The sequence below is a fragment of the Actinoplanes sp. CA-131856 genome (assembly GCF_050956135.1).
In the GTDB taxonomy this organism is placed as follows: Bacteria; Actinomycetota; Actinomycetes; order Mycobacteriales; family Micromonosporaceae; genus Actinoplanes.
On sequence record NZ_CP191849.1, the window covers coordinates 8,242,279 to 8,267,656 of the forward strand.

The 25,378-nt window shown below is 71.1% G+C and carries 25 protein-coding genes; 10 read left to right on the forward strand and 15 right to left on the reverse strand.

Annotated features, from left to right (window positions below; translation table 11 throughout):
• Positions 1 to 187 precede the first annotated feature (187 nt).
• The 7 genes from ACQP2X_RS37815 to ACQP2X_RS37845 all read left to right on the forward strand — a co-directional run bounded on the left by ACQP2X_RS37815 (position 188) and on the right by ACQP2X_RS37845 (position 7,934).
• Positions 188 to 2,008 (forward strand): cellulose binding domain-containing protein, encoded by a 1,821-nt coding sequence (locus ACQP2X_RS37815; protein ID WP_498690151.1) that lies wholly within the window; start codon positions 188 to 190, stop codon positions 2,006 to 2,008.
• Between the two features lie 60 nt (positions 2,009 to 2,068).
• Positions 2,069 to 3,232: a mechanosensitive ion channel family protein gene (locus ACQP2X_RS37820; protein ID WP_498690154.1), complete on the forward strand. Its 1,164-nt coding sequence runs from the start codon at positions 2,069 to 2,071 to the stop codon at positions 3,230 to 3,232.
• A gap of 129 nt (positions 3,233 to 3,361) precedes the next feature.
• Complete coding sequence (locus ACQP2X_RS37825; protein ID WP_498690156.1) at positions 3,362 to 4,807, forward strand: serine/threonine-protein kinase; 1,446 nt, start codon at positions 3,362 to 3,364, stop codon at positions 4,805 to 4,807.
• A 23-nt stretch (positions 4,808 to 4,830) separates the two neighbouring features.
• Complete coding sequence (locus tag ACQP2X_RS37830; RefSeq protein WP_498690157.1) at positions 4,831 to 5,622, forward strand: ATP-grasp domain-containing protein; 792 nt, start codon at positions 4,831 to 4,833, stop codon at positions 5,620 to 5,622.
• A complete protein-coding gene (locus ACQP2X_RS37835) occupies positions 5,619 to 6,209 on the forward strand; it encodes a class I SAM-dependent methyltransferase (protein WP_498690159.1) in 591 nt (196 codons plus the stop codon). Before ACQP2X_RS37830 ends, ACQP2X_RS37835 begins: the two co-directional genes overlap by 4 nt.
• Positions 6,206 to 6,727, forward strand: a complete 522-nt coding sequence (locus tag ACQP2X_RS37840; protein WP_498690161.1) for an NUDIX domain-containing protein — start codon at positions 6,206 to 6,208, stop codon at positions 6,725 to 6,727. The genes ACQP2X_RS37835 and ACQP2X_RS37840 overlap by 4 nt, the downstream gene beginning before the upstream one ends.
• A 10-nt stretch (positions 6,728 to 6,737) precedes the next feature.
• Positions 6,738 to 7,934, forward strand: coding sequence for an aminopeptidase (locus ACQP2X_RS37845; protein WP_498690163.1), 1,197 nt, complete (start codon positions 6,738 to 6,740; stop codon positions 7,932 to 7,934).
• A 47-nt stretch (positions 7,935 to 7,981) separates the two neighbouring features.
• Here the strand turns inward: ACQP2X_RS37845 and ACQP2X_RS37850 are convergent, their stop codons facing one another.
• On the reverse strand, positions 7,982 to 8,113 hold the full coding sequence (locus ACQP2X_RS37850) for a hypothetical protein (protein ID WP_498690165.1): 132 nt from the start codon (positions 8,111 to 8,113) through the stop codon (positions 7,982 to 7,984).
• A gap of 56 nt (positions 8,114 to 8,169) precedes the next feature.
• On the opposite strand from ACQP2X_RS37850, the gene ACQP2X_RS37855 reads away from it, so the two are divergent.
• A complete protein-coding gene (locus tag ACQP2X_RS37855; RefSeq protein ID WP_498690167.1) occupies positions 8,170 to 9,747 on the forward strand; it encodes a phospholipase D family protein in 1,578 nt (525 codons plus the stop codon).
• Here the strand turns inward: ACQP2X_RS37855 and ACQP2X_RS37860 are convergent.
• Genes ACQP2X_RS37860 through ACQP2X_RS37870 form a run of 3 tightly spaced genes read right to left on the reverse strand, consistent with a single transcriptional unit; the run spans position 9,719 to position 12,487 of the window.
• On the reverse strand, positions 9,719 to 10,270 hold the full coding sequence (locus ACQP2X_RS37860) for a DUF6817 domain-containing protein (protein ID WP_498690168.1): 552 nt from the start codon (positions 10,268 to 10,270) through the stop codon (positions 9,719 to 9,721). The two genes, ACQP2X_RS37855 and ACQP2X_RS37860, sit on opposite strands and share 29 nt — an antisense overlap.
• A gap of 31 nt (positions 10,271 to 10,301) precedes the next feature.
• Entirely contained in the window at positions 10,302 to 11,360 is a 1,059-nt protein-coding gene (locus ACQP2X_RS37865) for a protein-L-isoaspartate O-methyltransferase family protein (protein ID WP_498690170.1), read from the reverse strand.
• Entirely contained in the window at positions 11,357 to 12,487 is a 1,131-nt protein-coding gene (locus tag ACQP2X_RS37870) for a phosphotransferase family protein (protein ID WP_498690172.1), read from the reverse strand. The genes ACQP2X_RS37865 and ACQP2X_RS37870 overlap by 4 nt, the downstream gene beginning before the upstream one ends.
• 24 nt (positions 12,488 to 12,511) lie before the next feature.
• On the opposite strand from ACQP2X_RS37870, the gene ACQP2X_RS37875 reads away from it, so the two are divergent.
• Positions 12,512 to 13,579, forward strand: coding sequence for a hypothetical protein (locus tag ACQP2X_RS37875; protein ID WP_498690174.1), 1,068 nt, complete (start codon positions 12,512 to 12,514; stop codon positions 13,577 to 13,579).
• Here ACQP2X_RS37875 and ACQP2X_RS37880 read toward each other — a convergent pair.
• The 4 genes from ACQP2X_RS37880 to ACQP2X_RS37895 are packed head-to-tail and all read right to left on the reverse strand — an operon-like array spanning position 13,552 to position 17,034.
• The gene (locus ACQP2X_RS37880) at positions 13,552 to 13,875 is read right to left on the reverse strand and encodes a TfoX/Sxy family protein (RefSeq protein ID WP_498690176.1); all 324 of its coding nucleotides are present in this window, start codon (positions 13,873 to 13,875) and stop codon (positions 13,552 to 13,554) included. The genes ACQP2X_RS37875 and ACQP2X_RS37880 overlap by 28 nt on opposite strands.
• Entirely contained in the window at positions 13,875 to 14,855 is a 981-nt protein-coding gene (gene alc, locus ACQP2X_RS37885; RefSeq protein ID WP_498690177.1) for an allantoicase, read from the reverse strand. The genes ACQP2X_RS37880 and alc overlap by 1 nt, the downstream gene beginning before the upstream one ends.
• The gene (gene allB / locus ACQP2X_RS37890; RefSeq protein WP_498690179.1) at positions 14,855 to 16,168 is read right to left on the reverse strand and encodes an allantoinase AllB; all 1,314 of its coding nucleotides are present in this window, start codon (positions 16,166 to 16,168) and stop codon (positions 14,855 to 14,857) included. Before allB ends, alc begins: the two co-directional genes overlap by 1 nt.
• 29 nt (positions 16,169 to 16,197) lie before the next feature.
• Positions 16,198 to 17,034, reverse strand: a complete 837-nt coding sequence (locus tag ACQP2X_RS37895) for a polysaccharide deacetylase family protein (RefSeq protein WP_498690181.1) — start codon at positions 17,032 to 17,034, stop codon at positions 16,198 to 16,200.
• A 200-nt stretch (positions 17,035 to 17,234) separates the two neighbouring features.
• On the opposite strand from ACQP2X_RS37895, the gene ACQP2X_RS37900 reads away from it, so the two are divergent.
• Positions 17,235 to 18,200 (forward strand): cation diffusion facilitator family transporter, encoded by a 966-nt coding sequence (locus ACQP2X_RS37900; protein ID WP_498690183.1) that lies wholly within the window; start codon positions 17,235 to 17,237, stop codon positions 18,198 to 18,200.
• Here ACQP2X_RS37900 and ACQP2X_RS37905 read toward each other — a convergent pair.
• From ACQP2X_RS37905 to ACQP2X_RS37935, 7 genes are all read right to left on the reverse strand, one after another.
• On the reverse strand, positions 18,140 to 18,508 hold the full coding sequence (locus ACQP2X_RS37905) for a hypothetical protein (protein WP_498690185.1): 369 nt from the start codon (positions 18,506 to 18,508) through the stop codon (positions 18,140 to 18,142). The two genes, ACQP2X_RS37900 and ACQP2X_RS37905, sit on opposite strands and share 61 nt — an antisense overlap.
• A gap of 42 nt (positions 18,509 to 18,550) precedes the next feature.
• Positions 18,551 to 19,282 (reverse strand): alpha/beta fold hydrolase, encoded by a 732-nt coding sequence (locus ACQP2X_RS37910; protein ID WP_498690186.1) that lies wholly within the window; start codon positions 19,280 to 19,282, stop codon positions 18,551 to 18,553.
• 96 nt (positions 19,283 to 19,378) lie between these two features.
• A complete protein-coding gene (locus tag ACQP2X_RS37915) occupies positions 19,379 to 20,134 on the reverse strand; it encodes a hypothetical protein (RefSeq protein WP_498690188.1) in 756 nt (251 codons plus the stop codon).
• A gap of 12 nt (positions 20,135 to 20,146) precedes the next feature.
• On the reverse strand, positions 20,147 to 21,082 hold the full coding sequence (locus ACQP2X_RS37920) for a DUF6454 family protein (protein ID WP_498690190.1): 936 nt from the start codon (positions 21,080 to 21,082) through the stop codon (positions 20,147 to 20,149).
• Between the two features lie 45 nt (positions 21,083 to 21,127).
• Positions 21,128 to 22,246 (reverse strand): DUF6986 family protein, encoded by a 1,119-nt coding sequence (locus ACQP2X_RS37925; RefSeq protein WP_498690192.1) that lies wholly within the window; start codon positions 22,244 to 22,246, stop codon positions 21,128 to 21,130.
• Positions 22,246 to 23,778, reverse strand: a complete 1,533-nt coding sequence (gene aceB, locus ACQP2X_RS37930; protein ID WP_498690194.1) for a malate synthase A — start codon at positions 23,776 to 23,778, stop codon at positions 22,246 to 22,248. Before aceB ends, ACQP2X_RS37925 begins: the two co-directional genes overlap by 1 nt.
• Before the next feature lie 99 nt (positions 23,779 to 23,877).
• Complete coding sequence (locus ACQP2X_RS37935) at positions 23,878 to 25,299, reverse strand: DUF1996 domain-containing protein (RefSeq protein WP_498690196.1); 1,422 nt, start codon at positions 25,297 to 25,299, stop codon at positions 23,878 to 23,880.
• Positions 25,300 to 25,378 lie beyond the last annotated feature (79 nt).

Consider the following 25,378-nt stretch of genomic DNA (forward strand, 5'->3'; position numbering starts at 1 on the left):
GGAAAGCGTATCCCGACTCCGCCATTCGGACGATGCCGCACCGGCCAACCGTCCGATTCTTGACGGTACGACCAGTCCGCACTATCCGGAGCGTCCCCAGCCCACCCCGCGCGAAGTCACTGAGGGTAGCCGATTGTTGCTGCGGAAAGCGTCGCCGTCCTTAAGTTGCTCACTTATAGTCGCGGCCGTGACCGAGGACCGCCGCCCCCGCCATGGCGCACCGGACTACCGCGCCGACGTGCGGCCCGATGGGTTTTCCGCTTTCTCCGCCGCGCCACCCTCAGACGCGGAGACGACGCGCTTCGAGGCGCCCCGGCCGTCGTTCGACCCGTCGTGGCCGCCGCGCCGCGATTCGTCGTGGCCGGAGCCGGCAGGTGACGGATTCCCGGGCCACCACAGCGGTGATCTTCCCCGTCAGCGAACGGGGGACGTCGCGTACCGGAGCGCCGACGACATCCCGCACCAGCGGAGCGGTGACATTTCGTACGAGAGTGGCGGCGAGAGCTCGTACGAGAGCGGCGGCGACCCTTCGTATGAGAGCGCCGGTGACGGCTCGTACGAGAACGGCGGTGACGGCTCGTACCAGCGCGCCGGCGAGGAGTGGGGCGGGGCTGCGGCGGACGAGACGTGGGCGGAGCCGAACGGCCACGCGTATCCGGCCGGGTATGACCGCGACCATTCGGCCGGATATAACGGATATGCGGAGAACGGGGCCTATGCCGCTTCCGCTGAGCAGGAAGGTGCCTACGCGAACGGCTTCGACGCCTTCGCCGAGAACGGCGCCTACCCCGCGGGTCACGATGCCTTTGCCCAGAACGACACCTATGTTCCCGGCGGCGAGGGCTTCGACCGTGACGCCGGCGAGTACGGGCGCGACGCGGACGCTTACGGGCCGGACGGCAGCGCGTACGGGCCGGACGGCGACTCCTATGGGCGGGACGCCTACGGGGCTGAGGACGACGGTTACGCGCGAGGCCGGGATGCCTTTGCGGCTCAGTGCGGCGGGTATGGCCCGGATGAGGATGCCTCCTGGGTCGGGCCGGAAGCCGACGCCTACCCGCGTGACGGGTCGGGGCTGGGGCTGAAGGCGGGCTCCGAGGCGTACGAGCAAGAGGGTGTCGCCTTTGGCGGTCCTGGGACCGCCGGCTGGGTCGGGCGGGCCGGTGCGGCTGAGGGTGGACAGCTGGCCGAGGCCGAGACCGCTCTGTTCGCGGGGCCCTGGCGTGAAGGCGAGAGCACGACCGTGGCGGGTGAGACTGCCATGATCGATCTTTCGACGCCGCGGGCCGAGCCTCGCAGCCACCGTGAAGGGAACCGGCGGCGGGCGGGGGTCGTGGCGCTGGCGGCGATGGGTGTCTTCCTGGCGGGAGCGGCCGGGTACATCGTGTTGCGGCCGGACTCCTCGTCGTCGCCGGACACCGCGGCCGTGGCCACCTCGGCGCCGGTGGAGACGGCCGCGCCCACGGAAGAGGCTCCGGTCGCCGAGCCCACGACGACGGCGCCCTCGGCGTCGGCGTCACCGGCGAGCACCAGCGCGTCGCCCACCACGGCGGCGCCCACCACCGAGGCGGCCACCACGGCGCCGCCCACGGCGAACGCGCCGGTCACGGTCAAACCCAGCACCACCGCGCCGGCGGCACGGCCGACCACCGCTTCGCCGGCGCCGACCAAGACGCTCGTGCCCGTGCCGACCGTACCGGCCACCGCGCCGCTGACCGCGGTCTACGGGTTCGACAACAGTGGTGACGGTGGGTACGTGGGCACGGTCACCGTGAACAACCCCAACTCGGCGGCCGTCACTGGCTGGCAGGTCAGGCTGACCATCCCGAGCGGCGCCACGATCACCGTCCTCAGTGGTGGTGTGTCGGCGTCGACGAGCGGCAGCCGGGTCACCTTCGGTGGCGGCGCCATCGGGGCGCGGAACTCGGTGACGTTCACGTTCGGCATGGAGTCGGACGGCGACGAGCTGCCCAGCGGCTGCACGATCAACGGCAACGCCTGTTCCTGAGCGTCCCTCGCGCTCCTCGCTCGTTGCGTCCTATGGTCGCGGGAAGAGCGAGGAGGCGCGATGGAAGACATGTGGCGTTCGGTGCTGCTGTTCATCCCGACGGCGCTGGGGTTCGCCGCCATCGTCCTGATCGGATGGCTGGTGGCCCGCCTGCTCCGGACGGCCGCCACCAAGGGCCTGGCCCGGGCCGGCCTCGACCGCTCTTCTCTGGCCCGCCTCAAGATCACTCCGAGCGTTCTGTGCGGGAAGATCGTCTACTACGGGGTGCTGCTGTTCGCGTTGCAGGCGGCCTTCGGGCTGTGGGGCCCGAACCCGGTCAGCGACCTGCTCACGGCCGTCATCGCGTGGCTGCCCCGCGCTTTCGTGGCCGTGGTCATCGTCGTCGTGGCCGTGGCGGTCGGCCGCGCCGCCGCCGACCTGATCGTGAGCGCGCTGGCCGCCCTGCCGTACGCCCGCTTGCTGGCCCGCGCGGTCTCGGCCGTCGTCATCACGCTCGGCGTCATCGCCGCCCTGGACCAGGTGGGCATCGCCACCTCGGTCACCCAGCCCGTGCTGATCGCCGTCCTGGCCACCATCGCGGGCGTCATCATCGTCGGCGTGGGCGGCGGCCTGATCCGGCCGATGCAGTCCCGCTGGGAACACTGGCTCACCCGCGCCGCCACGGAGTCCACCACCATTCGAGAGCAGGCCCGCGCCTACGCCGCCCAGCGCGAGCAGACCCCCAAGCCGGAGCCCACCACGACGGTCCCGGCGACCACGCCCGGTTCCGCCCCTGGCTTCGCGCCGACCACCGCTTCCACCTTCGCCTCCGCCGAAGAGACCACCGCCGCGCCGGCCACCGAGCCCGGTTCCGCCCCGACCTTCACCTCCGCCTCCGCGGATGAGACGCAGGTGATCCCGCCACCGCGCTCGTCGCGTGCCGAAACGCCCTCCGCCGTTCCTGCCACCCCCGGAAACCCAGACTCCCGCGCCGCATCCCCTGGGACCACCTCCTCCAGCGCCGCCTCTCCTGGCGCCACCTCTCCTGGCGCCACCTCTCCTGGCGCCACCTCTCCTGGAGACGACGACCAGACCACCACCGTGATCACGTCTGGGACCGGTGACACCACGATCATCAATCCCGGATCGGACGACACGATCGTCATCGGCGCCGACGAGACGCAGGTGATCCCGCCGGACGACGCCACGACCCGTCCGCTGCCGGCCGACCCGAAGGATCGCTGACCGCGGAGCCTGAGCCCGACGGGGGGCTCGGCGAGCCCTTCGACGACGCGTACAGCACCTGACGGCGACACCCATTGCGCGTGCGGTGATCACCTGCACACAATGAGTGTTCGCTTGTCTGGAGGCGCCATGTCGCGACCGGCGAAGCTGGGGCCGCACGACCCGCCGCGGATAGGGCCCTACACGACCCTCGCCCGGATCGGGCGGGGCGGTCAGGGCGAGGTCTATCTGGCCGTCGGCCCGGACGGGAAGCGGGTCGCGGCCAAGGTTCTGCGGGTCGACTGGGATCCGAGCGGCGCGCTCAAACGGAATCTCGACCGGGAGCTGGTCAACGCTCGCAAGGTCGCGCAGTTCGTCACGGCCAAGGTGCTTGACTTCGACGTGGTGGGCGAACTGCCGTACATCATCAGCGAATATATCGAAGGGCTCACTCTCGCCGAGCATGTGCGGGAGATCGGGCCGCTCAAGGACAGTGATCTCCTCCAGGTCGCCATGCAGGCGCTCACCGCGCTCGAGGCGATCCATCAGGCCGGCATCGTCCACTGCGACTTCAAGCCCGCGAACATCATCCTCGGCCAGGGCGGCGCCCGGGTGATCGACTTCGGGATCGCGCAGGCGCTGGACTCCACGCTGCGGGTGGGTGAGATCGCCGGGTCGTTCCCGTACATGGCGCCCGAGCAGATCGCCAACGATCCGCTGACGTCGGCCGCCGACCTGTTCGCGTGGGGCTCGACCATGGTGTTCGCGGCCACCGGCACGCAGGCGTTCCCGGGCGACAACCGCGAGCAGGTGGCGCACGCGATCCTGTCCCGCCGGCCCCGGCTCGATGGTGTCGACGAGCCCCTGCTGACCACCGTCCGGGCTTGCCTGCGGAAGAACCCGGAGGGCCGGCCGACCGCCGCTCAGGCCCGGATGCTGCTGTTCGGCCGGCGCCCCAACCAGCCGCCGGCCGCCGCCCGGCCCGCGCCGCCGCCACCACCGCCGACCAGAGTGGAACGCCCGGTCCCGCCACCACCGCGGCGCGGGAACACCGGCAAGGCGGTGGCCGCCCTGATCGGGGCCGTGGCGGTCGCGGGAGTGCTGATCTGGACCGTTCCCGGCCTCTCCGCCGGGTCCCGGACGCCGGAGGACCCCACCCCGCCCACGTCGGCCCCGGTAGCGCTGTCGCTTCCGAAGACGTACGAAGCCTTCTGGCCCGGCATCGCCTGCCAGCCGTACGCCAAGAAGGGCGACAAGAAGTCCATGGACGTCTGCCCGATCACGACCTCCATCAAGCTGTTCTGTGCCGAGTGGCCCGACCCGAACGCGATGGCCGGGGACCGCCCGGCAAGCGAGGCGAGCAGAGAGCTGGAGAACAGAGGCGGGTGGCGCGACTCCTGGCATCGGCCCGACTCCGGCCTGCACGGCCGCTTCTACAGCTATCCGCGGACCCGGACCGCGGAGGGAGTCCCGTGGGCGATCTGGTGGGAGGACAGCGCCGAGGCGGTCGCCTGCTTCCTGCAGGGGCCGCCGGGCAGTGAGGCGGCGTTGGTGGACGCCTTCCGGCAGCGGGGCTTCCTGTTAGGTGCCCGTTAGGTCGATCCTGATATCAAAGGCAGATGAATCTGCTGGTGCCGCGAGACGTCATGAACCCGCGCCGCGTCGACGAGCACTTCGCCGATGAGGCCGCCGCGGCCCGCGCCGCCGGTCACACGGTGACGCTGGTCGACCACGACGCGCTGGCCGCGGGTGAGGCGAAGACGGTCGACGGCGACGAGCCGGTCGTCTATCGCGGGTGGATGCTCACCAGCGACGCCTACGCGGGGCTGGCCGAGGCCTGCGGCGGCCGGCTGCGGACCAGCGCCGAGCACTATCGCCGGGCCCACGAGCTGCCCGGCTGGTACGACGCGCTCGCACCCTTCACGCCGGAGTCGGCCTGGGGCGACTTCGACGAGGCGCGGGCCGCGCTGGGCGGTCACGGGGCGGCGGTTCTGCGTGACTACACCAAGTCGATGAAGCATTACTGGCACGAGGCGGCGTACATCCCCGATCTGGCCGACGCCGGGAAAGCCCACGCCGTCGCCCGGCGGTTCCGTGAGCTGCGCGGTGACGATTTCACCGGCGGGTTCGTGCTGCGGCGCTTCGAGGAGTTCACCGGGGCCGAGGCCCGCACGTGGTGGGTCGGCGGCGAGTGCCGCCTGATCACGGCGCATCCGGACACCCCGGGCCAGGTCCCGCCCGACGTCGACGTGTCGTTCCTGAAAGGCGCCGTGGCCGGTCTGCCCTTCGTCACGGTCGACCTCGCGCGGCACCGGGACGGGCGGTGGCGGGTCGTCGAGCTCGGCGACGGGCAGGTCAGTGACCGTCCGGTGTCGACACCGGCGGCGGAGCTGATCGACGTGATCCTGTGACCGACAAGCAGCGGCGGGTCTGGGACCGGTCGGCGCCGCGCTACGACGATCAGATCAGGTTCCTGGAGCGGCACTGGTTCGCCGGTGGCCGCGAGTGGATCGGCGCGCGGGCCGTCGGCCGGGTCCTGGAGGTCGCCGTCGGCACCGGGCGGCAGCTGCCCCACTACCCGCCCGGCGTCACCGTGACCGGTGTCGACCTGAGCGCCGGCATGCTGGCGATCGCGCCCGGGGCCGGGCTCACCAAAGCGCTGGCCGACGCCGAGCACCTGCCGTTCGGCGACGCCACCTTCGACACCGTGGTCTGCGCGCTCGGCCTGTGCACGATTCCCGGCCCGGCCGCCGCGATCGCCGAGATGAAACGCGTCCTCGTGCCGGGCGGCCGCCTGCTGCTGCTCGACCACGTCGGCGGCAGCTCGGCCCCGGTGCGGGCCGCGCAGTGGGTGCTGGAGCGTCTCACCATCCCGATGGCCGGGGAGCACTTCACGCGGCGGCAGCTCCCCGCCGTACGACAAGCGGGTTTCGAGATCGTCGAGTCTCAGCGCCTGAAGGCGGGCACTGTCGAGCGGGTGCACGGGAGGAAACCATGAAGCAGGTGAGCAGTCGCGTCGTCTACCGCAACACGTGGATGACCGTGCGGGAGGACCAGGTCCAGCGGCCGGACGGCAGCCCCGGCATCTACGGCGTGGTCGAGAAGCCGGACTTCGCGCTCGTGCTGCCGCGCTGGTCGCGGGGGTTCTGGATGGTCGAGCAGTTCCGCTATCCGGTGGGGCGGCGCGCGTGGGAGTTCCCCCAGGGCAGCTGGGGTGCCGGGCACGACGGTGATCAGACGGCGCTGGCCCGGCGGGAGCTGGCCGAGGAGACCGGCCTGCGGGCCGGGAAGCTGACGCATCTCGGGCACCTCTATGAGGCGTACGGCTACTCGACCCAGGGTTTCGACGTTTACCTCGCCGCCGATCTGGCCGAGGGCGAGCCGGAGCGGGAGGCGACCGAGCAGGACATGGTCCATCGCGCGTTCACCGACGACGAGATCACCGCGATGCTCCGGTCCGGCGGCATCGTGGACGCGCCGTCGCTGGCCGCCCTCACGTTGTACAAGCTGCTTTAGGCTCGGGCCCATGAGCTTGGTCGAGCGGTTCGCGGATCTGGTGGTTCGGGTGGGCGTCAACGTGCAGCCCGGGCAGGGAGTGGTGGTCAAGAGCGACACGGCGCACCTGGAGATCGCGCGGGCCGTGGTCGCGGCGGCCTACGGCGCGGGGGCGGGCTGGGTCGAGGTCGACTGGGAGGACGGGCCGATCCGGCGGCAGGCGGTCGACCACCAGTCGCTGGAGCAGCTGACGGCGAGCCGGCCGTGGGCGCTGGAGCGCACCGAGTGGTGGCGCAAGGAGGGCGTGGCCTTCATCCGGTTGATGGGTGACGCCGATCCGCATCTGCTCGACGGGGCCGACCCGGCCCGGGCGGCCGCCTTTCCGCTGGAGGAGACGCAAGCCATGCGGCGGGTGCTGTTCGACGGTGTCCGGTGGACCGCCGTGGGCGCGCCGAACCCGGGCTGGGCCCGGCAGGTCTTCGGCGAGCCCGACACCGGCCGGTTGTGGGAGGCCGTGGGCACGGCCATGCGGCTCGACGCCGACGACCCGGTCGCGGCCTGGCGGGAGCGGTCGGACACGCTGGGTGAGCGGGCGCGGCGGCTGGACGAGCTGGAGCTGACCGAGGTCCGGTACGTCGGTGAGGGCACCGACCTCACGGTGGGTCTGCTGCCGGGCACCCGCTGGACCGGTGGCGGGCTGGTCGACCCGGCCGGCGTGCCGTACATGCCGAACATCCCGACCGAGGAGGTCTTCACCAGCCCCGACAAGACGCGCGCGGACGGCGTCATCCGGCTCACGAAGCCGCTGGTGCTGGGCGGTGCGCTGGTCACCGGGCTGCGGGTCACCTTCGCGGGCGGGCGGATCACCGAGGTCACCGCGGATTCGGGGGCCGATGTCGTACGGGCCCAGATCGACTCCGATCCGGGTGCTCGTTCCCTGGGTGAGGTGTCACTGGTCGACCGGGACAGCCGCATCGCCCGGGCCGGCATCGTCTTTCACAACACGCTCTTCGACGAGAACGCCGGCTGCCACGTGGCGTGGGGTCAGAGCTTCCCGTTCGCGATCGAGGGCGGCCTGGCGCTGACGGAGAAGGAGCGCGCCGAGGCCGGCCTGAACATGTCGAGCGTGCACACCGACGTCGTGATCGGCGGCGACGGCATCACCGTCACCGGGCGGGGGCCCAAAGGTGTGGTGGAGATCATTAAGGAAGATAAATGGGTCTTTTAAGGCGATTTAAGGGCGGTGGTGGGGTGGTTGGATGGGGGGTCTTCTGATCAGGCCATGAACAGCATGGCTCCGACGCCGAACAGGACGATCAGCAGGACCGCGATGAGCAGGCCTTTCTCGGCGGCCTGAGCGGTCTCGGTCGTGGTGGTGGCGGCGGTGGTCAGCGGCTCACTGCTCATGGGTGGGTCCTCCGGTGGGGGTGCGCGTGCCGTCTAGCGGGCTTAGGTTGGTGGACGTGCCCTTGCCTGACTGGTTCCTCAGTGCTGGGGAGCGTGACAACCCGGACTCATCCATACCCACCTGGTGCACCGGAAACGCGGCCGAACCGCTAATTCACGGTAAAACCTATTTTGACCGCCTGGTAACGGAGGTTGAAAGCCTCCAAGAGGGTGACCACCTGTTCTTCACCGACTGGCGTGGTGACCCCGACGAGCGGATGCGCGACGACGGGCCGACCATCGTCGAGCTGTTCAGCGCGGCGGCCAAGCGCGGTGTGGTGGTCAAGGGTCTGCTCTGGCGCTCCCACGTGGACAAGCTCGCCTACAGCGAGGAGGAGAACCGCAACCTCGGCGACGAGATCGAGGCCGCGGGTGGGGAGGTGCTGCTCGACCAGCGGGTCCGGCGCGGCGGCTCCCACCACCAGAAACTGGTGATCCTCCGCCACCCCGGCGACCCGTCGCGGGACATCGCCTTCGCCGGTGGCATCGACCTGTGCCACAGCCGGCGGGACGACGAGAACCATCTCGGTGATCCGCAGGCGGTCGCGATGGCCAAGGCGTACGGGAAGACCCCGCCCTGGCACGACGTGCAGCTCGCGCTGCGCGGGCCGGTGGTGGGCGCGCTCGATTTGACGTTCCGCGAGCGGTGGAACGATCCGACGCCGCTCGACCAGAACGGCCCGATCTCCACCGTCACCGACAAGCTCAAGGGCGCCGACCTGCGCGCCGACCGCCTCCCGGAGCAGCCGCCGGACCCGCCCGAGTGCGGGCCGCTGGCCATCCAGGTGCTGCGGACCTATCCGGCCATGCGCCCGCCGTACAAGTTCGCGTCGAACGGTGAGCAGACCATCGCGCGCGGCTACACCAAGGCGATCAAGCGGGCCCGCAAGCTGATCTACCTCGAGGACCAGTACCTGTGGTCGGCCGAGGTGGCCCAGCTGTTCGCCGACGCGCTCACCGCCAACCCCGAGCTGCACCTGATCGCCGTCGTCCCCCGCCACCCGGACGTGGACGGGCGGTTCGCGCTGCCGCCGAACGAGGTCGGCCGCGAACAGGCGATCGCGCTGTGCCGGATGGCCGCGCCCGACCGCGTGCACGTGTTCGACCTGGAGAACAGGGAGAGCACGCCGATCTACGTGCACGCCAAGGTGTGCGTGATCGACGACGTCTGGTGCAGCGTGGGCAGCGACAACTTCAACCGGCGCTCGTGGACGCACGACAGCGAGCTCTCCAACGCCATCTTCGACGACACCGCCGACGAGCGGGAGCCGCGCGACCCGGCCGGCCTGGGTGACGGGGCCCGGCGCTTCCCCCGCGACCTGCGGCTGGCGCTGACGCGCGAGCATCTCGGCCGCGACTCCGACGACGATCTGGTCGATCCGGTCGCGGTCGTACGGGAGATGGACGCGACCGCCGAACGCCTGAAGAAGTGGCACGACGAGGGCGGGAAGGGTCCCCGGCCGCCCGGTCAGATCATGCCGCACCAGACGTCGAAGCTGCCCTGGTATCAGCGATGGTGGGCGGTGCCGGCCTATCGGCTCATGTACGACCCGGACGGGCGCTCGCTCAGCGATCGCCGGGCGGGCCGATGGTGAGCGTGCGACGGCAGTCGGCCATCACGGCCGGTGAGGCGAGGGACGCCCACGACGGGAACAGCGACCGGAAGTAGTCGCCGGCCTTGGCCGCGATCTCCGGCGACCGCTCGTAGACGTCCAGCTCGTTGACGATGCTCAGGTCGGCGAAGGCGCGCAGCTGCTCCGGCGTCGGCGACTCGGCGTGCCCGGTGAAGCGGCTCCAGACCGTGCACGTCGAGGCCAGCGCCCGCCACGTGCGGCCGCGGTCGCACCCGCCGTAGCGGTAGACCATCGCCTCGGCCTCACGCCCGATCAGCGCCCGCAGCTGCTGCCGGTCGGCGACGTCGAGCAGGACGACCGGGAAGCCGTCGGTGCCGTACGCGGCGTGGGTGAGCGCCGCCAGCTGCTCGTCCTCGCCGAGGCCGTGCCCCTCGACCCGCTCCCGGACGCGGCCGAGATGCTCGTAGAGGGAGCCGCCCGCGTGCGGGATCGCCTCGGCGCCCCGATCGCGCAGCCAGGCCCGGACGACGTCGGTACGGCTCATGGCGTCAACCTCCGTTTCGGATCGGCGCCGCTCATCGCGTCAGCTCCCACGTCGACGGCACCAGGATCGGGGCGCCGGCATCGCCGGCCGGGGACAGGCCGACGCGCCAGGCCCGCAGCGGGGGCCGGCCCGCGCCGAGCCAGCGGTCACGAAGGGCGGCGGCCTCGGCGGCCCAGGCGGCGGCCTCGGCGCCCCCGGCCAGCACGCTGCCGTCGGGCAGGACCACGGCCCCGCCGGTGCGGGTCAGGTCGAGAATGATCAGGGCGTTCTGCTCGCGGCCGGGAACGGCGGCGAGGGTGGCGCGACGGTTCCAGACGCCGGCCGCGTACCAGAGGTCGCGGTAGGCGAGCGGCTCCAGCGGCGGATCGAAGAGCGGCCCCTCGTGCTCGGTGAACTCGGCCAGCGTGCCCGGGGCGGCCGGGGCCGGGAAGGGGTGGGCGGCGGTGAGCGGGCCGGCCGCGGTCATGAAGCCGGACGGGGTGACGACCGTGCCCACCCCGTCCCGGATGGCCACGACAGGGTGGGTGCCGGCGTGTTCGACCGGGGCCACGACGACGTCGGCCCGCCACATCGGTGACAGGCCGGCGACGCCGACGGTCACGATGACGCGGTCGAAGGGGTCGCCCGCCGATCCGGCGTAGCCGTCGCCGTGCTCCACCCGTACACCATCGATCTGTGCCGTTTTCAAGGCTTCGCGAGCCTTGAGCGCGACATCGGGCTGGACGTCGACGCTCACGACCTCGGCGCCGAGCGAGGCGAGAAGGGCGGCGTTGTAGCCGGTGCCGGCGCCGATCTCGAGCACGCGGTGACCCGGCCGCACGTCGAGCGCCTCGATCATCATGGCCATGAGCGACGGCTGACTGGACGAGCTGACCGGCACCCGCCCGTCGACCTTGGTGACGAGCACGTCGTCGCGGTAGATCAGGTCGAGGAAGTCGGCGTCGGACGGCGTGGCCCAGGTGCCGTCGCGGCGCTGGAAACCATCCGGGACGAAGGCCTCGCGGGGAACGGCGGCGAACGCGGCGGCCAGATCCGGGCTCAGGGACACACCGCCCTGCCGGATCTGCTCGACGAACCCCCGCCGGCTCACTCCCCCACGATAGAGGCGGCGGCGCGCAGAGCGGCCGGAACGTCTTCCGCGTGATAGGGAAATTCAGACGGCTCGATATTGTCGAGGAACCCGGCATAGACGACGGCACTGCGCAGGGCCGCCAGTGGACGGAGCAGCTCGACGGCCCGCCGCGGGTCGGCGCCGCCAATTTCCCATCGCCGGCACCAGGCATCGATCACGGCGGGGTCGTCGGTCAGCCGCAGAATGTCGAAACCCGGATGGCCGAAGGCGCAGTCGCCCCAGTCCATGATGGTCAGCCGCCCATCACCATCGGTGCGAACGTTCCCCGGGTGCAGATCGCCATGGACGAGCGTGTCGGGCAACCCGCACTCGCCGATCGCCGCGATGCGCCGGGGAAGATCGTCGAGGAGCTTTCCCAGACCGTCGATGCTTTCGAGGTACGGCTCGGCGACACGCGTGAAGACCTCAGCATCAAGCCGCGCGTCCGGGATGAAGCTCAGCTCCGCCGGATTTTTCGCGAAATAAGCCTGGATCGGATGAAAGGCAGCGGCGATGTCGGCACAGAGCTCAGGCCCGGCGCCATAGCGGTCCTCCCCCGGCGCGTGAGCGAGAAGCATGCGCCCGTGCTCCCCGGCCGCGATCAGCTCAGGAGCGAGCCCCGGAGCGACATCCCCGAGCAGCCGGATGACCTCCGCCTCATGCGCGAAGAACCCTGGAACCTGCTTGAGCCAAGCCACGGTTTGGCCACCTTGGTCGAGCCGCCAGATGGCCGAGAGATTCCAGGTCCGGCGCTGGTGCGCAGTGACGCCGGGCAGAATCCCCCGCGCCCACTCCAGAGACTCGGCCGGCCCGTTGACCCGAGCATAGGCAGCCCGATTGGAGTGGCCGCTCTGCGGTGCTGGCCGACCGATTTTTCGTATATTTACGGGTTTCTCGGCTACTTGGGCTAGATAGGTGACGTGGCCGCCGGGTGGGGCCGGGCGGTTGCCGTTCAGGAGGCGGAGCACCTGGAGGCCGGGGATGCCGGTCAGCTCGGGGAAGTCGTGGACCTCCTGCCACCACTGGACCGGGGTCTCGAACGGGGGCAGCTCACCCAGCAAAGCGCCGTCGGCATCGACCAGGAGCAGTGTCACGGTTCGGGTCACAACAAGGAACCGTACGATGCATCGATGTTCGGACGTCGCGCGCGCCCCCTTCCCGATCTCTGTGCCGAGCTTGCCGATGCCGTGATCCGGCTTGACGAGCGGGCCTCGACCAAGACCTTCCGCGCTGTCGTACAGCAGGCCCAGAAGTCCTCCGTGGAAGATCTCAGCGCCGGCCTCCTCCGGCTCACGCCCGCCGTCGAGCAGGTCGCGCTCGGCAACGGCGGGCAGCTGGCCTCGCTGGCCGCGGCCCTCATCGAGATCGGGGCCGATCCGCTGCCCGTGCTCGATGTCCTCGCCGATCGGGTGGCCGGCGGTCTCGAGCTGGCCGCGCAGTTCGGTGTGGTGGCCGACGAGCTCGGTGACGATGTCTCACCTCCGGCCAGCGCCGCCGAATATCGGGAGCTGCGCGAACGCGTCGTCGCGGCCGCCGGGCTCGCCCCGGAGGAGGCCGGTGAGGTCACGCAGGCCTGGTTCTCCGTGAACGCGTGGATTCCCAGCCTCCTGCTTCCGTTGCAGCAGAAGACCGCCCGGCTGTCCCTGCCGCACCGCGACCGGCTGACCGCCGCCACGGCCGCCGTCGGCGAGCGGATCGAGGACGCGCCCTGGCTGCATGGTCTGCTGCTGGTCCTCGACGACGAGCCGTTGCTGGTGCTGCACCGGGAGACCGGACGGGCGTACGACCTCAAGATCAGCGGCATCGGTGACAACTTCCAGCTGCACACGCTGCTGGCCGCCACCCTGATCGGGCCGGATCGGCTTCCGGGCCCGGCCCCGCAGCCGGCGTGGGTGGCCGCCGCCACCAACGGTGAGCTGATGCCCGAGGGTGGCATTCAGGGGCAGTTCAACCTGACCGACGCCACCGGCGCCTGGATCTGGAACGAGGGGCGGCCGGCCGGCATCCCGCTGCTGGGCGACCATCGTGTGGTCGTGCTCGACCCGCCGGCGTACAAGCGAACCTGGAATCTGGGTCGTTCCTATCCGCTCATGCTGCCGGAGATGGTGGTGACACGCACCCTGCCCGAGGACGAGGCGGCCGAGTGGGCCCGGCGCGTCGCCCCGCCCGCTCACTTCGGTGGGAGCGCCCCCGCGTAGTCGGTCGCCTCGGCCAGCCAGCTGTCCAGTTCGGGGTCGTCGAGGTGGTCGCCGGCGACGAGGATCCACCCCTTCATCGAGCGGCCGCCCACCTCGAACGGCCGCACGCCGGTGCGGGTGAGCGCGGCCGCGATGCCCTCCGGCCCGAGGCGCACGATCAGCTCGTCGGCGTGCACGCCCACCGTCATGTTGCCGTTGGTGAAGAAGGCCAGCCCACCGAACATCTTGCGCTCGGTGACGGCCGGGTCGGTGAGCCGGTCGCGGAGGCGCTGGGCCAGGATTTCGTCGTACGCCATCAGGTGTGCCGCCGGAGGTTGTCGTCGAGGAAACCGGGTGTGGGGCGGCCGTGCAGGCGCAAACGGGCCATGCCGCCGTCGGGGAAGATGTCCAGCCGTACGTGAGTGACCGCCGGCCGCGACTCGACGCGGAAACGATGCGGGGTGTCCGGCGTCAGCGCGACCCGGGGCAGGATCTCGAACCAGTCAGTGCCCTCCGACCGGCCGGAGACGGCGGCCGAGCCGGGCGCGTTGCCCTTGAAGTGGGTGGTGTCGAGGTCGGCCAGGGAGATCTGCGCGGGCGCGGCCAGCCGGATCTCCACCCAGTCGTTGCCGTCGTCGCGGCGCCGCGAGGTCTCCCAGCCGTCACCCATGTGCTGGGCCAGGCCCGGCATGAGCATCTTCTCGGGATGGCCGTAGAAGGTGTTGCTGCAATCGGTGACCGCGGCCCCGTGGGCGATGGCGGCCACGTCGAACTCGGCCGGCAGCAGCGCCGGGTCGGGAACCGGCGTGCCGTGCACCCGCAGCCGGGCCACGCCGCCGTCCGGATGGATCGTCAGCCGCACATGCGTGAAGCGGCGCTCATCGGTCACCGCGAACAGGTTGCGGCTGTCACCGTTGAGCGGCGATCTGCCGACCAGCGGGATCCATGCCGCCTCCACCAGCTCCGACGGCGCCGGATAGCCATCAACGGCCAGACCTTCGATCGAGGCGTACGGCGGGAAATTGCCCCGGAAGAAGGCGGTGTCCACATCGACGCCGCGAATGACCCCGGGCGCGCCCAGCCGGACGATCGCCACGTCCGAGCCGGGCTGGCGGCGCCGGCGGGTCTCCCATCCGTCGTACACCTGGCCCTTGTGGTCGAAGGTCCTCGGCGCGAAGACCGGCGCGGTGGGCAGGACGAGGTGGTCGGCGGCCGCGAAGAACTCGTCGTTGGCGTAGACGACGCCACCGCCGAACGCCCGCGACGCCAGATCGGGAAGCGCGGCGAATTCGTCCATCAAGCGTCCTCTCGCCTCAGGAACATGCCGGCCGGAGCCGACCCGGTGACCGCGTGCCCGCGCAACCAGGTCGTGCGGACCACACCCCGCAAGGTCTTTCCGGCGTACGGCGTCACGGGATTTTTGTGATGCAGCCGGCCGGGTTCGACGACGAAGGTCTCCTCGGCGTCGAAGGCCACCAGGTCGGCGTCCGCGCCCACCGCGATCCGGCCCTTGTCCCGCAGACCGACCAGGTCGGCCGGCCGCCGCGCCATCCACTCCGCGACGTCGCCGAGGGTGTGGCCGCGGGCCTGGGCCGCGGTCCAGATCACGGGCAGGCCGAGCTGCACCGACGCGATGCCGCCCCAGGCCGCCGCGAAGTCGCCGGTGTCGCGCCGCTTCAGCTCCGGCGTGCACGGCGAATGGTCGCTGACCACGCAGGTGATCAGCCCGTCGGCCAGTGCCCGCCACAGCCGGTCGGCGTTGGCCGCGTCCCGGATCGGCGGGCAGCACTTGAACTCGGTGGCCCCGTCGGCGACCTCGCCGGCGTCGAGCGTCAGATAGTGCGGGCACGTCTCGGCCGTCACCCGGACGCCCTCGGCCCGGGCCGCCTCGATGAGCGGAAGCGCGCCGGCCGCCGACAGGTGCAGGATGTGCACCCGCCCGCCGCTGCGCCGCGCCGCCTCGATCGCCGTGGCCACCGCCGCGTGCTCGGCCTCGGCCGGCCGCGACCGCAGAAAGTCCTGGTACGAGGCCGACGACCCGAAGGCGGTGAGATGCTCCGGGTCCTCGGCGTGCACCACGAACAGGGCCCCCGTCGCGGTCAGCCCGGCCGTCAGCTCCTCCCCCGACACCGGCGGGAACTCCGGCACCCCCGAGTCGGCCAGGAACGCCTTGAACCCGAACACCCCGGCCGCGTGCAGCCCCGGCAGGTCGGGCGTGTTGCCCGGGATCTGGCCGCCCCAGAACCCGACGTCGACGTGCGTCTGCCCCCGGGCCGCCGCCTGCTTGACGGCCAGCGCCTCGGCGCTGACCGTGGGCGGCAGGCTGTTCAGCGGCATGTCGACGATGACCGTGACCCCGCCGGCGGCCGCCGCCCGGGTGGCCGAGGCGAAACCCTCCCACTCGGTACGCCCCGGCTCGTTCACATGCACGTGCGTGTCGACCAGCCCCGGCAGCAGCGCCGTCCCACCCAGATCGGTGTCGATCGCCGCGTCGTAGACCTGGTCGTAGTCGTCGACCCCGACGATCCGGCCCGCCTCGACCGCCACCGCCGCCGGCCGCACCCCGTGGCCCGTCACGACCCGCCGGGACCGCAGCACCAGATCGACCATCCGCCGAGCCTAGCGGCTGTCCGGCGATCTCAGGGGACGTAATCCTCCAGCCTGGCCGGGGTCAGGCCGGCCTTGTGGATGGCGTTGAGGACGGCCAGGTAGTCGTCGACGAACCGGGGGCGGAAGTGCATGAGGATGATGTCGCCGGGCTGGACGGTCTTGCCCTCCTGGTAGAACACGACGCCGTGGTCGGTGGTCTCCTTCCAGTAGAAGGCGGCTTTCATGCCGCAGTCCTTCACCACCCGCAGCGTGGTGGCGTCGTGGGTGCCGCCCGGCGGGCGGAACAGGACCGGGCGGCGACCGTAGTACTTGGCCAGCTGGTCGGCGCCGCCGCAGATCTCGCGCTTCTGGAAGGCGTACGACCGGCCCTTGAGGTTGGGGTGGCTGATCGTGTGGTTCTCGATGGTGGCGCCGGCCGCCTGAAGGGGCTTGAAGAAGCCCGGGTCGTCCTTGATCGCGTTGATCTCGAGGAAGAGCGTGATCGGCACGTTCGACGCCTGGAACAGCTTCAGGGCCAGGGGATGTTTCACCCAGCCGTCGTCGATGGTGATGAAAGCGACCTTCTTGTCGGTCGGAATGCGGCTGTACCAGCCGGCGGCGTCGCCGGGCGGCAGCGTCACCTTGGTCGCCGGGGGCGCGGGCGGGAACTGCGGGATCCGCGCGCGGAGACTGGGCGGCAGGGCGGCCAGGGCGACCTGACGGGCGTCGGGAGCCGGGCTCTCCACCGGCGCGCTCCCGCTCACACTCGGGCTCAGGCTCGGGCTCGCGCTCGGGGCGCCGGTCGGCGGCGTGTCACCCGGACCGCTGCACCCGGCGACGATCGCCAGCATCGTGCCCACGGCGACTGCCCTGACTGCCTTGCTCATCCGCATGCGTACGCCCTCACTGAATTTCTCTCTTACTTAGTAGGACGCCTCGCGGAGGCCGATCCGCTTACGAGGTTTCGAACTGTGCCCTGAGTCATGATCGGCCCTGCGCGCAACCCCGAGCGCCATTCGCTCGTTCTTGCAGCTCATTGGCTTTTGCTGGGTTGTCGCATGCCTAGTGTCGGCCCTATCGTCGAACCATGAACCGGTTACGGCACGCGATCACGCCGCACTCGCACGACACCGCCACCCGGGTCGATCCCGCGCTGGAGGGCTCGGCCGCGGGGCTGCGGGCGCTCTGGATGTCGCTGGCGGCGCTCGGGGCGACGGCCGCCCTGCAAGCGGTCGTGGTCGCGTTCTCCGGTTCGGTGGCGCTGCTCGGCGACACGCTGCACAACGTGGCCGACGCGCTCACCGCCGTGCCGCTGGGCATCGCGTTTCTCCTGGGCCGGCGGGCCGCCACCCGGGCCTACACGTACGGCTTCGGCCGGGCCGAAGATCTCGCGGGAGTGGCGATCGTGCTGGTCATCGCGGCCTCGGCGGTGGCCGCGGGCTGGACCGCGGTCGACCGGCTGCTCGATCCGCGGCCGATGGAGCACGCGGGGTGGGTGCTGGCGGCGGGCGTGATCGGCTTCGCCGGCAACGAGCTCGTGGCCCGCTACCGCATCACGGTCGGCCGGCGGATCGGCTCGGCCGCGCTGGTCGCCGACGGGCTGCACGCCCGCACGGACGGCTTCGCGTCGCTGGCCGTGGTGGCCGCGGCCGCCGGATCATGGCTGGGCCTGCCCTGGGCCGACCCGGTGGTGGGGCTGGCCATCGCCGTGGCCATCACGTTCGTGCTGGCCGACGCGGCCCGGCGGATCTACCACCGGCTCATGGACCGGGTCGACCCGGGCCTGGTCGACCAGGCCGAGCATGCCCTGCGCCACGTTCCCGGCGTCCACGACGTGCCAGGGTTGCGGCTGCGCTGGATCGGCCACAAGCTGCACGCCGAGGCCACGGTCGTCGTGCCGGCCGACCTGACGCTGGTGGCCGCACACGAGATCGCCCACGACGCCGAGCACCAGCTGGCCCATCACCTCCCCCACCTGGCGGGGGCCACGATTCACGTCGACCCGTCTCCCCAGTCCAGCTGGTGTTCGGGCACACCGACCGAACGACCGTAAGCCTTGGCGGCCTCGTCGTCACCGGGCGCGCAGCGGAAGACCTTGCCGGCGAAGACGATGATGTGGTCGTCCCCGTCGCTGAAGTCGGCGTACCACCCGCCTACGGGGTTGAGCGCGGCGGCCAGCGCGTCGGCGACCTCGGTCGCGTCGTCGGCCTCGAAGTCGATGACGGTCCAGGCCGCGGGCTGGGCAGCGGTCTGCGTGCCGCCCAGGTCCTGACGGAAGACGCGGACGATGCGCGCGCCGGACGGCGCGAACTCGGCCCCGGGACGCAGACTGTCGCCGATGAGACGTCCGGTGACGGGCATGTCATCTCCTCCAGGTCACAGATTGAGCGACCGCTCCGGTTCTCAGGCCCACAGCTCTTCGAGGAGGGCATTTACCGCGGCGGGCTGTTCTCGTTGCGGCTCGTGGGCGGCGCCGGGAATCTGGGCCAGGCGGGCGCCGATCTGGGTGGCGGTGGCGGTGGCGACCGCGCGCATGACGCCGGCCATGCCGGGGCGGTAGCCGGGCGGGGTGCGTTCCCAGCCGCCGAGGATCACCAGTTTCGGGTAGGTGGCCTGCGCCAGCGGCGTGACGGCCAGCTCGGCCAGCCAGCAAGGACGCTCGCCCAGCGCCGTACGCGCCGCGCGGAGCAGACGGTCGGCCGGCTCGGGCGGGGTCGCGTCACGATACGCGGTTGCAACGTACTCCTCCGGGGTTCCTCGACGGGCTCCGGCCATGAACCGGCGGCCGTCCTCGATAGCGGCGGCCACGACCGGCTCACCGGCGGCCAGCTGGTGCGCGCACGGCTCGATCAGGGTCAGCGACCGGACCAGATCGGGCCGCGCGGCCGCGGCGAGCATCGCGACCGCGCCCCCGTACGAGTGACCGACCAGGTGGGCGCCCGCGCCCATGAGGGCGGCGACGTCGTCCGCGTCGACCGCGTAGTCGCTGGTGACGCCCTCACCGTCGAGATCGGGGCTGTCGCCGAAACCGCGCCGGTCGGGCAGCAGGATCCGCCGCCCCCGGGCCAGCGGCCGCTGGTGTTCGAACGCGAGCGACGCCCACGTGAAGGTGCCGTGGATCAGAATTGCGGGCACACGACCGGCCGGACCGTCCCATGTAGAGACATTGATCGGCGTCCGCACACGAGCAAACGTAGCGGATCACCCATGTCGAACGATGGGAAGCCTGCCCTAACCGCCCGAACGGTGCATCAGCGAGGCCTGTGCCCGCCGGATCAGTGAGGCGAGCAGCATGGCCGCGCCGACGAGGGTGAGCAGGCGCAGTTCGGCCGACATCAGCGGCTCCCACGGCAGGCCGAACTGAGCGGTGCCGAACCAGGCCGCCACGTTGAAGCCCAGAATCACCGGAACGATAAACGTGTGCGGCACGAGGAAGCCGAGCCCGGCCACCCCGGCCCACGCGCGGAGCCGCCAGCTGAGAAACCCGCCGACGATCCCGAAGACGACAGCCAGCACGGGCACGGCCCATGGCTCGGCGCGTTGCACGTCGACCAGGCCGTCGGAGTAGACGGCGACCCGCCATTGGTCGTCGGCCGCCGTGACCTCCCCGCCGGACGGCTCCCCGGCACGCCATCCGGCCGCGGCGAGACGTGAGGCGGCCGCGGCCAGGTCGATCCCGCCGGTCCTGGCCGAGACGGACCCCGGGCCGTACTCGTCGTAGCCCCAGATCAGCCAGTTCGGCGACTCGTCGGGCGACCCGCCGACGTACTCGTGCCGCTCCGCTTCGGACCACACGGCACCGGGCAGGATCGTGTCCAGGATCGAGCTCATCCGCCGCTCGTCCGGCAGATCACCGGCGGCCGTCCAGCCCAGCCGCGCCCCGCCCACGGCGAACAGCACCGCCATCGTCAACGCGAGCCACACGCCGACGGCGATCCGGCGCTCGGCGCGGACCGCGTCCCGGGGAGCCGTACTCGTATCGATCATCAAGCGCGCACCTTAGCGGCTCTGGAGGGTGTAGATCTGCGTGCCCCCGGCCTCTTCGCCGTTGTCGGGCGCGGCCCACATGGTGATCGTGGATCCGGTGGCCGCGAGCTTGACGGGGTTGCGGGTGAGCACGTGCCCGGCGGCGGACCACTGCTGGAACGGGAACTCGTTGACGATCGTGCGGCGGTGCAGGTCGATCAGCGTGATGCCGCCGAGCTCGTAACCGCCGGCGACGCCCGGGGCCTGCGGGAGGCCGGTGACGCCGGCGCAGGCCATCTTGCCGGCCGGCACGTACTGGCAGTCCTGGAAGTCGATCAGGTTGGTCGGGTTGGGCCACGTGGTCAGCTGCCGGCCCTCGCGGGTCCACTCGTAGAACTTGCGCGAGCCCCAGTTGTTGCCGACGTAGCGGCCGGTCGTCGGGTCGTGGACGATGCCGCCGATGTGGTCGCGGACGGTGAACAGGCGGGTGGCCTTCAGCGTGCGGGTGCTGACCTTGTAGATGTCGGCCGAACTGTTCGGCCGGTACTGCGCGACCGGGACGAGGATGTCGTCGCCGGCGATGTCGATGCCGCCGGGGTGATAGACGATGTCGTGGCCGAGGATCACGTCCTTGATCAGCTTGCCGGCGCGGTCGATGACGAACAGGTGCCCGACGCCCTTGCCCGGAGTGCGGTCGTAGCCGTCGACCGGCTCCGGATATTTGACGGTGGGCTCGATGATCTCGACCGAGCTCAGGTAGAAGCGGTCCTTCGTGACGACCAGGCCCTCGGGGTGGTAGGTCGGGAAGTCGAGCTTCAGCGCGGACAGCTGGGTCCACGCGGTGGAGCGGGTCACGGCGGCGAGGTCCTTCGCCAGGGCGCTGTCGCCGCGGCCCGGGGTGGCCTGAGCCGAGGCGCCGGCGGAGACCAGGGCGAGCGTCGCGCCGACAATCAGGGCGAGTTTCTTCATCAGGTCACTATGGAGCGCCTCCTTGAACGAAGCCCGTCGATCACGTTAGAGGAAGGCCATCAACTCGGGTCGGGAGAAACCGGCGTCGGTGAGGGCACCGCAGTCGAGCCCGCGCAGGAGGTACGCGGCCAGGGCGCGCGCGGTCGCGGGCTCGTCGGCGATGCCGCTCTCCTGGCGGTCGACATAACGCCGCAAGCGGGTGACCGCGGCGTCGCGGCCGTCGCGGAAGAACGCGTACGTGGCCGCGTACCGGGTCGGCAGCTGCGCCGGATGGAGGTCCCAGCCCTGGTAGAAGCCCCGTTCGAGGGACCGGCGGACGAGGCGGTGATGCAGCTCCCACGCGTGGTGGACCTCGTCGCGGGTGCCCACCGGCAGCACGTTCGTTGAGCCGTCGGAGAGCCGGACGCCGGTCTGCGCGGCCGCCACCTGCATGACGGCCTTCGCGTAGTCGGCCGCGGGATGGTCCATCGCCTGGTAGGCGGCGGCCACCCCGGCGGCGGCGCTGTAGTCGTACGTCCCGTAGTGCAGGCCGGTGCAGCGCCCCTCGGCCGCGGTGATCATCTGGGCCACCGTGGCCACGCCGCCGGCCGACAGGATGGCGCTGGGCAGCTCGACCTGGATCTCGAAGCCGATCGGCGCCCCGAGCTTGTCGAGCAGGGCGACCATGGCGGCGACCTGGTCGGGGCCGCTCACCTTGGGCAGGGTGACGACGACGTCGCTGTCCTGATAGGAGTCGAGGAACAGGTCGAGCGTGCGCATCGCCCGGTGACGGGTCGGCGCCTCGAGCGACTTGATCCGCAGGCCGAGGAAGGGCGGCCGCGGCCCGTCCCGCAGGATGGTGACGGCCCGCCGGACCTCGGCGTCCTCCTGGTCGTCGTCGCGGACGCCGTAACCGTCCTCGAAGTCGACCCGGAGATCTTCGATCGGCTCGGTGCGCAGCTTTTCCTCGACGCCCTCCTCGCGCCAGGGGAACCCGAACTCGTCCATGGCTTTCAGCGCGCTCGCGCCCCAGTCACGGAAGCCGTCGAGACGGTCCGCGGGCACGTAGACGGTGTGCACCGGCTGGCGGCCCGCCCGCTCTCCGGGATAGCGGCTTCGCAGATGGGCATCGTGCGGGGCCAGCCGAGCGTCGAACTCGGCGTAGTCGTCGCCGGTGAGACGCATCAGTCGATCGAGTCGTACGCCGCGGTGGTCAGGAAGTCGGCGAAGTCGTCGGCCAGCGCCACCCGCTCGAACAGCTTGCGGGCGTCGTCGAAGCGGCCGGCCGCCCACGCCTCGTCGCCGATCTTCTCGCGGATCGCGGCGAGCTCCTCGTCCTCGATGCGGCCGACCAGGTCGGCCGTGATCTCGGTGCCGTCGGGCAGGCGTACGCCGTTGTGGATCCACTGCCACACCTGTGACCGGGAGATCTCGGCCGTGGCCGCGTCCTCCATGAGGTTGTTGATCGCCACCGCGCCGTTGCCGCGCAGCCACGCCTCCAGATATCGCAGGGCGACCTCGACGTTGGAGCGCAGGCCCTGCTCGGTGACCTCGCCCGGGGTGCTCGCCACGTCGAGCAGCTGCTCGGCCGTGACCTGGACGTCGGGGCGCTGCCGGGCCAGCTGGTTGGGGCCGTCGCCGAGCACCCGGTCGAAGATCTCCTGGCAGACCGGGACCAGGTCGGGGTGGGCGACCCAGGAGCCGTCGAAGCCGTCGCCGGCCTCGCGCTCCTTGTCCTCGCGCACCTTGGCCAGCGCCACCTCGTTGACCTGCGGGTCGCGGCGGCTCGGGATGAAGGCCGCCATGCCGCCCATCGCGAAGGCCCCGCGCCGGTGGCACGTGCTGACCAGCAACTCGGTGTAGGCCCGCATGAACGGCGCGGTCATCGTCACCGACGCCCGGTCGGGCAGGATCATCGACGGGTCGTCGCGGAAGTATTTGATGATGCTGAACAGGTAGTCCCACCGGCCGGCGTTCAGGCCCGAGATGTGCGGGCGCAGCGCGTGCAGGATCTCCTCCATCTCGAACGCGGCCGGGATCGTCTCGATCAGCACCGTCGCGCGGATCGTGCCGACCGGGACGCCGAGCGCCTCCTGCGCGTGGGTGAAGACGTCGTTCCACAGGGCGGCTTCCTTGTGGGACTCCATCTTCGGCAGGTAGAAATACGGCCCGCTGCCGCGCTCGATCAGTTCCTTGGCGTTGTGGAAGAAGTAGAGGCCGAAATCGACGAGAGCGCCGACCGCGGGCTCGCCGTCGACCGGCAGGTGACGCTCGTCGAGATGCCAGCCCCGAGGCCGCATGACGATCGTCGGATAGGGGCCGTCGCTCAGCTCGTACGTCTTGGTGTCGGTCTTCAGGGTGATGGTCCGGCGGATCGCGTCGTGCAGGTTCTGCTGGCCGTCGACGACGTTCTGCCAGTGGGGGGTGTTCGCGTCCTCGAGGTCGGCCAGCCAGACCTTGGCCCCGGAGTTGAGCGCGTTGATGGTCATCTTGCGCTCGGTGGGGCCGGTGATCTCGACGCGGCGGTCGCGCAGATCGGCCGGCGCGGGCGGGGCGCTCCACTCGGCGGCCCGGATGTCGGCCGTCTCGGGCAGGAAACCGAAGGTCTCGGGGCGGCGCTGCTTACGCGCCTGGAGCAGCTCGTTACGACGGGGGCGGAACCGCCTGTTCAGATCGGCGACGAACGCCACCGCTTCGTCGGACAGGATCTCGGTCATCGTCGACGGCTCCTCTCGGTGCTGGCTTCCTCCGTACCGTAATGGAGAAAAAGGGGCTGTGCCCGGTTGTCCACAGCCCCTTGTCCCCAGCCTGTTATGTCAGAAATTGCCGTCCGTGTTGCACTTGGCCTTCTGCACGATGCAGTCCTTGACCCGGTGGCCGAGGGCCGCGTCGTCCCAGGCGAAGAAGGCGTCGCCGTGCATCGAGCTGGCGTTGCCCGAGGAGAGCTTGAAGCCGGCGCTGCTGCCCGAGCTCGGATAGCCGATCACGAAGGAGAGCGACGGGATCGCCACCGGGAACTTGCCGCTGCACTTGCCCTGGCCGTCGGCCGGGCCGACGTGCGACTTGTGGTCGGGGCTGTCCAGGTGCACGCCGTCCCAGCAGTCCGGGAAGGTCAGCTGGAAGGTGAGCTCGGCCGTCTTGGCGCAGACCGGCCAGTTGCCGTCGGCGCTGCGGCCGGTCTCGCCGCCGATGCCGGCGCACCAGAACTGGCCCGGCGCGCCCTTCGGGGTGTCGATCTGGCGCTTCGCGTCGCCGACGATCATGCGGAAGCCCTGCGGGAACGGCACGGTCTTGGTCGGGTCGGGCAGACGCGAGCCGTAGTAGACGGTGACACCGTGGGGCTCGATCGCCTTGCCGTTCTCGTAGAGCGTCGGAATCCAGTACGCCGACCGGTCCTGGAGCGGCTTGCAGCTCGATCCGGCGTTCTTGAGCAGGGTGTCCGTGGTGGTGAAGGCGTCGGTGGCGTCGTTGCCCAGGAACGAGTGCATGTGCGACCCGCCGGGCAGGCCGGGGAGCACGATCGGGTCGTCGGCCTTCGAGTGGCTCACCGTGCAGGAGGCGTTGAACTCCGAGACCCGCACCGGGTTGTTGGTGATGGTCTTGGGGGTCATGGCGTTGAAGGCGGCCAGCTGGGCCTTCCACTTGGCCTGGTCCATGGTCACCCAGCCGGCGGTCTGCGCGGGCGGCGTGGTGGTGGGCGCCGTCGACGGCGTGGTGGGCGCCGTCGTCGGCGTGGTGGTCGCCGGCGTGGAAGCAGGAGCAGCGGCTCCGAGGGTGAACCAGTTGATGTTCACGAAGTCGGAGGCCTGCTTGCTCTTCATGACCGCGACGAGCTTCTGCTTGCCGGCCGGCGCCTTCACGGTGGCGGTGCGCGTGACCCACTTCTGCCAGCCGCCGGTTCTGGCAACCGGAATGGTGGTCAGCAGGGTGCCCGTGGCCGAGCCGAGCCGCAGCTCGATCGAGCCGCCGGCCGCGTTGTCGGAGGCGATCCGCGCGGTGATCGTCGAGCCGATGGTGACGTTGTCGTAGCGCAGCCAGTCGCCGTTCGCGAGCCAGCCGACGTTCTTGCCGCCGTCCTTGTCGTCGGTGTTCTGGGTCTGCGCGCCGGACTGGGCCGAGAAGGCCTCGGCTTGCAGGCGGCCCGGGACGACGGTCTCGGCCGCGTTGGCGCTGGCGATGTAGACGCCGCTGGCGCCCAGGGTCACGACGACGGCCGCACCGAGGACGGTGCGGGTCACGCGGCGCCGGGTTCGCGGATTGGGTGGTGCGACGTGCTGGGAGTCAGTCCGCATTGTTTCTGCCGTTCCAAGTGAGCGT